This window comes from Streptomyces sp. NPDC059455 (assembly GCF_042750115.1).
In the GTDB taxonomy this organism is placed as follows: Bacteria; Actinomycetota; Actinomycetes; order Streptomycetales; family Streptomycetaceae; genus Streptomyces; species Streptomyces endocoffeicus.
The window spans coordinates 1-5760 of the sequence record NZ_JBHYVB010000369.1 but is presented as its reverse complement, the minus strand read 5'-3'; the positions used below and the strand labels follow the sequence as shown (position 1 = coordinate 5760).

The window sequence follows — 5760 nt, the reverse complement described above, 5'->3', positions numbered from 1 at the left end:
GCCGGCGCCGGCGGACGCGAAGCAAGACCTCATAGGGGGCGGACGGTCAACGCCAGGACGTCCGGCCCCCTGACCCTGAGCCGTCGCAGGTCAGCCAAGGCCGTAGTCCCTGCAAAGATCCAACTTCCGGATACGGATGCGCCGCTGGACGCTTTCCAGGGCAGAGCCTCGCCAGCTGGGCGCTCTACATGGCCGATGGGGCCAACTGAAGCGCTCAGTCACACGTGTTGTGACTGAGCGCCGTAGTTGGCGGCCCCTGAGCGTTGTACTTGGCGGGGGCTGGCGCTGGGTGAGCCTGGGCCCACGGTCAGTGGCCGCGGGGCGCGTACATGATGACGGCCATGCTGGCGAGGCAGATGAGGGCGCCGAGGACGTCGAACCGGTCGGGCCGGTAGCCGTCGACGACCATGCCCCAGGCGATCGACCCGGCCACGAAGTTCCCGCCGTACGCGGCCAGGATGCGCCCGAAATTGTCGTCGGACTGGAAGGTGGCCACCACCCCGTACAGTCCGAGCGCGATGATGCCGGCGCCGATCCAGATCCAGCCCTTGTGCTCGCGGATGCTCTGCCACACCAGCCAGGCCCCTCCGATCTCGAACAGGGCGGCGGCGACGAACAGGGCAATGGCTTCGTTGATCTCTAGGAACAGAGTTTCTCGACGGGTTCCGGAGTCAGTTGGTGATCACCGGGTCCACGAGTGTCGACCAGAAATGGGTTCTGGCACAGATCTTGGGGAGCGGTCGCGGAGCGTCACCGCGGTGTTCGATTGCGAGGGTTCGGGTTGGCGTGAGACCGCGTACGCCATGCCGCCTACCAGGCGAGAATGACGCGCCGTCAGGTATGCGGCCAACTCGGTCACGGTCGGCCATAACCGGTGACGGTGCTGGTCATGCAGGCCGACGCATCGTTCTGGGACTCTCTCGTGTTCGACGGGATCGACGACGTGGACGTCGAGGCGGCGACAGCCGCCTTCGGCACGATCGACATGAGGGCCAGAGGCCGGGCGGCCAATGCCGCATGTCCCGACTGCGGCCGCTCCTCGGACCGGGTGCATGACTCCTACCTGCGCAAACTGAAGGATCTGCCGCTCGGTGGGCAGAGCGTCGTGATCCATCTGACGGTCCGGCGATTCATCTGCGGCGCGGACAACTGCCCGCGTCGTACGTTCGCCGAGCAGTTCGCGCAGTTGACGACTCCGTACTCGCGTTTCACCACACGGCTCAACCGCGTCCTGGAGCGCGTCGGGCTCGCACTCGCCGGTCGGGCCGGCGCCCGGCTGGCTGGTCAACTCGGCCTTTGCGCAGGCAGGATGACCTTGGTACGCAGGATCATCGCGCTGCCCGACCCGCAGGCCGGCACTCCGCGCGTGCTGGGCGTGGACGACTTCGCCATCCGCCGGGGCCAGACCTACTCCACCGTCCTGACCTGCGGAGAAACCCATCGCGTGATCGACGTGCTCCCGACCCGCGAGGCGGGTCCACTGGCTGGTTGGCTGACCGCCCATCCGGGCGTGGAGATCATCTGCCGGGACCGTGCGGGCGCCTACGCCGAAGGAGCCCGGCTGGGCGCCCCCAACGCGCTCCAGGTCGCCGACCGGTTCCACCTGTGGCAAGGCATCGGCCGGGCCGTGGAGACCTGCGTCGCCGCCCACCGCGAGTGCCTGCGCACTCCGGCACCGATCAGCCCGACGAACGCTGACATGCCACTGGACGACTCGGAGCCCGTTGTCCCGTCCTTTGAAGGTCGACGGGCCCAGCGCAAGAAGGCCGCGCACGCCTTGGTCCATGAACTGCTCGCCCAGGGCCACTCGCGCCGGGCAATCGCCCGCCACCTGGGCTGGGGCCTCAACACCGTGCTTCGATACGCGCGGGCCGCACACTGGCAGGACACCCTCCGCGAAAACCGGCCCCGGCCCAGCCGGTTGGACCCCTACAAGCCCTACCTGGAACGGCGGTTCGCCGCGGGATGCACGAGCGTCACCCGTCTGCACCGCGAACTCCTCACCGAGAACGCCCCCGTCACCTACCAGATGGTCCGTGCTTACATCGCCACCCTTCGCGCCGCCCCGCCACAGGCGCCGCCTCCGCCGCCGACGGTGCGGCAGGTCACTGGCTGGCTCACCCGCCACCCCACGGCCCTGAGCGAAGAAGAGCGCGCCGCGCTGAAGGACGTCCTTGCCCGCTGCCCCGAACTGGACACCGCGGCCGGACACGTCCGCGACTTCGGCGAGATCCTCACCAACCGCCTCGGCCCCACGCTCCCCGCCTGGATCAACGCCGTCGACGCCAGCCAGCTGCCCGGCCTCACCAACTTCGCACTTCATATGCTCCGCGACCTCGACGCCGTGACCGCTGGCCTCACTCTGCACTGGAGCTCCGGCGGCACGAAGGCGCCGTGAACCGCATCAAAAAGATCAAAAGGCAGCTCTACGGACGAGCCGGATTCGAACTACTCCGCAAGATGATCCTGCTTCAGTAACCCTGCGCGACCGCTCCCCAAGATCTGTGCCAGAACCCACTACTGCTCGATAAAGCCATTCGCCGTGAACGAAGTGCTGCCGCAGTTGAACGAGCTGCTGTTCTCCTCGGTCGAGGGCGTGTTGGTGGAATCGGTCGAGGTGATCAACACGGTCGTCCGGGTCGAGGCCCGTACGACCGCAGGGCGGGCGGCCTGTCCGGGATGCGGGTGCTGGTCGAGGCGAATACACGGCTCCTACCTGCGATTTCCTCGTGATTTGCCGACGGCGGGCAAGTTCGTCGTGGTGTCGTTGCGGGTGCCGCGGCGCGCCAATACGACCTGGTCCACGCCCACGGCGACTACGACGTGGAATGCGACACCAGCACGGCAAGCCCACGCGAATGCGCACAGCGCATCAAGGAACTCCTCCCGCACCGCCCCAGCCCCGCCGCCTTCACCCGCCTCCGCCGACGCTACCTGACGGACAGCCAAGTACCCCCGACGGCGAAGCACAGCCTCTTCGGATAGGGCCAAACGCGCTCATGCCGCGCTGGACTTCCACAGAAGCCAGGTGCAGTGAGAATCCTGAGCCGTGCCAGTCTCACCCCAACTGGCAAACCCGCAGCTCAGCGCGAGATCCACAGTCAACTTCACTCCGACAGGACATGTCCAATGAGTTTTACAGTCCCCGGCCTGGGCGCGTTGGTGGCACTCCTGTCGGGGGGCGAGTGAGGGCGTCGGCCGGGCAGGCGTCGCAGGACGCGGCGGTGAGCGGCGTCAGCGGTCCCGGCACGGTGGCCGGTGACGCGTTCGGTGATCATGATCAGGCCGGCGAGCAGGTAGTTGGTCGTGGAGTAGCCGACGTCGGGGCCGGAGCGTCACGCGCTATGGGAGGGGGCTGCGTAGCCATCCATGGTGTTCAGCGCATCGTCGGGCGGTGGCGAGGACGCTCGCAATGGCGGGCGACGGATCCTTCGCGGGCCACAGCACCGAGAGTTCTGCCACGATCGACGGATCGACGACATCGCGACGAACGATGCCGGTGCTGGCCTTCGCAGCGTGCTCAGCGAACGATGTAGGGGCCAAGCCGACCTCGCGTCCGCTGGAGAGCCGGGCGAGCATGGCGTTGACCGGCGGATCCTCGAACGCGCGAATCTTGGGTGAGAAGCCTGCTTCGTGGCACGCGGCGACGATGGCGTCGTAGTACGCCGGGGCGAGACGGCGAGGGAACAGTTGCAGCGTCTCGTCGCGGAGGCCCGTCACCGGGATCGTCGGTGCGGCGGCGAGGCGGTGGCGCGTGCTGAGGAGCGCGGAAACGGGCTCCTCACGGAGAATCTCGCCACCCACCCCGTCGAGCGGCTGCGGTGAGAGGGCGAGACCGATGTCCAGGTCGCCCGCACAGAGCCGCTCGGGAATCTCGGCGCTGAAGAACTCTCGAGGGTCGAACGTGACGTCGGGGTGGTCTTCCTGGAGAGCATCCAGAAGCACCGTGAGCGTGCCGAAGCTCGTGATCGGCGTGTAGCCCAGCCGAATCGTCGTCGCGATCCCCGACCCGGCCCGCCGGGTGAGCTGCACGGCTTGCTCCAGCGCGGCCAGCGCTATCGGCGCCTCGTGAGCCAGCGTCCGACCCGCGGCGGTGAGCTGCACCCGACGGCTCGAACGCACAAAGAGCAGGGTTTCGAGGGTCTCCTCAAGCTTGCGGATCTGATGGCTCAGGGACGGCTGGGAGATGTAGAGACGCATGGCTGCGCGGCCGAAGTGGAGTTCCTCGGCTACGGCCATGAAGTAGCGGAGGACGCGAGGGCTGACATCCATAGACGAATCCTATTGCCCAGCGTCCGGACAAGTCTTGGACGCCCGCCGGATGGCCGCCGTAGCGTCGTTTCACGCCACGGGAGACGTTCCCACCTGCCCCGTCGAGGCTGGCCCAGCCTGGTCGGATCCGGCATCGGTTGACGTGACCGGCCTACCTCACACATCAGTCTGGCAAGGAGAGAAGCGTGAACATCGCCGTGATCGGACGAGGCAACATCGGCGGCGGGCTGGCCGGGCTGTGGGAACGTGCCGGGCACCAGGTGACGCGGCTGGGGCGTGGAGGAGGCGACGTCGGCGCCTCGGAGGCCGTGCTGCTCGCCGTCCCGGGAACCGCCGTGGAGGTGGCTCTGTCATCCGTCGCCGGGCTTGAGGGCAAGACGGTGCTCGACGCCACGAACCTCTATGGCGGTGCCCGGCCTCCGGCCGGTTTCTCCTCCAACGCCGAGTACGTCACGTCGGTGACGGGCGGGCCGACGGTGAAGGCGTTCAGCACCAACTTCGCCTCTCTCTTCGGGCAGATCGCCGATGCCCGGGTACGGCCGAGCAACCTGTGGTCCGGTGACGACGAAGCCCAACGCCTTGTCAGGCAGCTCAGTCTCGACGCCGGATACGACGCGGTCCGCCTGGGCGACCTGAGCATGGCCGCCACTCAGGAGGGCCTGGCCGGCCCGCTCTTCGCGATCGCGCAGTCCGGGCTCGGCCCGTTCGTCTACCGGATGGCATCACCCGAACAACTCTGACTCTCACCATCGACCGTTCAACCATCACGCAGAAGGAACCATCGTGACCCGCACCGCAAAGGCCGGACTGGAAGCACTGCTCACCCCCGAGGAGAGCGTCCTGGTGCTCATCGACCACCAGCCCTTCCAGTTCACCAATCTCAACAGCCACGAATCAACCATGACCGTCAACAACGTCGTCGGCCTGGCCAAGGCCGCGAAGGTGTTCGACGTCCCCACGGTGCTGACCACGGTGATAGAAGAACGGGGCGGCCTCCTCATCAAGGGCCTCCAGGACGTCTTCCCGGACCAGAAGCCGATCAACCGCACGTTCATCAACACCTGGCAAGACCGTCGCGTCGTCGACGTCGTGGAGAACACGGGGCGCAAGAAGCTGATCATTGCCGGGCTGTGGACGGAGGTCTGCGTCGCCATGCCCGCCCTCCAGGCGCTGGGTGAGGGGTACGACGTCTTCGTCGTCACGGACGCCTGCGGCGGGGTCAGTGCCGAGTCGCACGACATGGCGGTGCGTCGCATGGTGCAGGCCGGCGTGGTACCCATCACCTGGATGGCCGTGGCCAGCGAATGGCAGCGCGACTGGGCTCGCGAGTCAACGGCCGACGCGCTCGGGCCGGTCCTGTTCGACCACGGTGGCGCCAGCGGGGTCGCGCTCGCCTGGGAGCTGCAACTGCTGGCCACACCCACCACCGATGGCGCTGGTGCGTAACGCTGGCGGCTGCTGAGCCGGAGGCCGTCCGGCGCTCACAGC

At 67.6% G+C, this 5760-nt stretch carries 5 protein-coding genes and 2 pseudogenes; 5 read left to right on the top strand and 2 right to left on the bottom strand.

What is annotated here, in order from left to right:
• Nucleotides 1-307: 307 nt before the first annotated feature.
• Complete coding sequence (locus tag ACFXB5_RS52115; RefSeq protein ID WP_385222761.1) at nucleotides 308-637, bottom strand: YnfA family protein; 330 nt, start codon at nucleotides 635-637, stop codon at nucleotides 308-310.
• A 252-nt stretch (nucleotides 638-889) separates the two neighbouring features.
• Here ACFXB5_RS52115 and ACFXB5_RS52110 point away from each other — a divergent pair, with 252 nt between their 5' ends.
• The 3 genes and pseudogenes from ACFXB5_RS52110 to ACFXB5_RS52100 form a co-directional block, all read left to right on the top strand.
• Complete coding sequence (locus ACFXB5_RS52110) at nucleotides 890-2398, top strand: ISL3 family transposase (RefSeq protein ID WP_385222758.1); 1509 nt, start codon at nucleotides 890-892, stop codon at nucleotides 2396-2398.
• A 144-nt stretch (nucleotides 2399-2542) separates the two neighbouring features.
• A pseudogene (locus tag ACFXB5_RS52105) lies at nucleotides 2543-2728 on the top strand (ISL3 family transposase); the annotation flags it as partial.
• 44 nt (nucleotides 2729-2772) lie between these two features.
• Nucleotides 2773-2985: pseudogene (locus ACFXB5_RS52100) on the top strand (chloramphenicol phosphotransferase); the annotation flags it as partial.
• Nucleotides 2986-3342: 357 nt separating this feature from the next.
• On the opposite strand, the gene ACFXB5_RS52095 reads toward ACFXB5_RS52100, so the two are convergent.
• Nucleotides 3343-4272: a LysR substrate-binding domain-containing protein gene (locus tag ACFXB5_RS52095; protein ID WP_385222755.1), complete on the bottom strand. Its 930-nt coding sequence runs from the start codon at nucleotides 4270-4272 to the stop codon at nucleotides 3343-3345.
• 185 nt (nucleotides 4273-4457) lie between these two features.
• Between ACFXB5_RS52095 and ACFXB5_RS52090 the strand changes: the two genes are divergently transcribed.
• On the top strand, nucleotides 4458-5012 hold the full coding sequence (locus ACFXB5_RS52090; RefSeq protein WP_385222752.1) for an NADPH-dependent F420 reductase: 555 nt from the start codon (nucleotides 4458-4460) through the stop codon (nucleotides 5010-5012).
• A 43-nt stretch (nucleotides 5013-5055) separates the two neighbouring features.
• Nucleotides 5056-5718: a hydrolase gene (locus ACFXB5_RS52085; RefSeq protein WP_385222749.1), complete on the top strand. Its 663-nt coding sequence runs from the start codon at nucleotides 5056-5058 to the stop codon at nucleotides 5716-5718.
• Nucleotides 5719-5760 lie beyond the last annotated feature (42 nt).

Coding starts and splice junctions, on each gene's coding strand:
- ACFXB5_RS52095 (WP_385222755.1), bottom strand. CDS start 4,272: ATGGATGTCAGCCCTCGCGTCCTCCGCTACTTCATGGCCGTAGCCGAG.
- ACFXB5_RS52110 (WP_385222758.1), top strand. CDS start 890: ATGCAGGCCGACGCATCGTTCTGGGACTCTCTCGTGTTCGACGGGATC.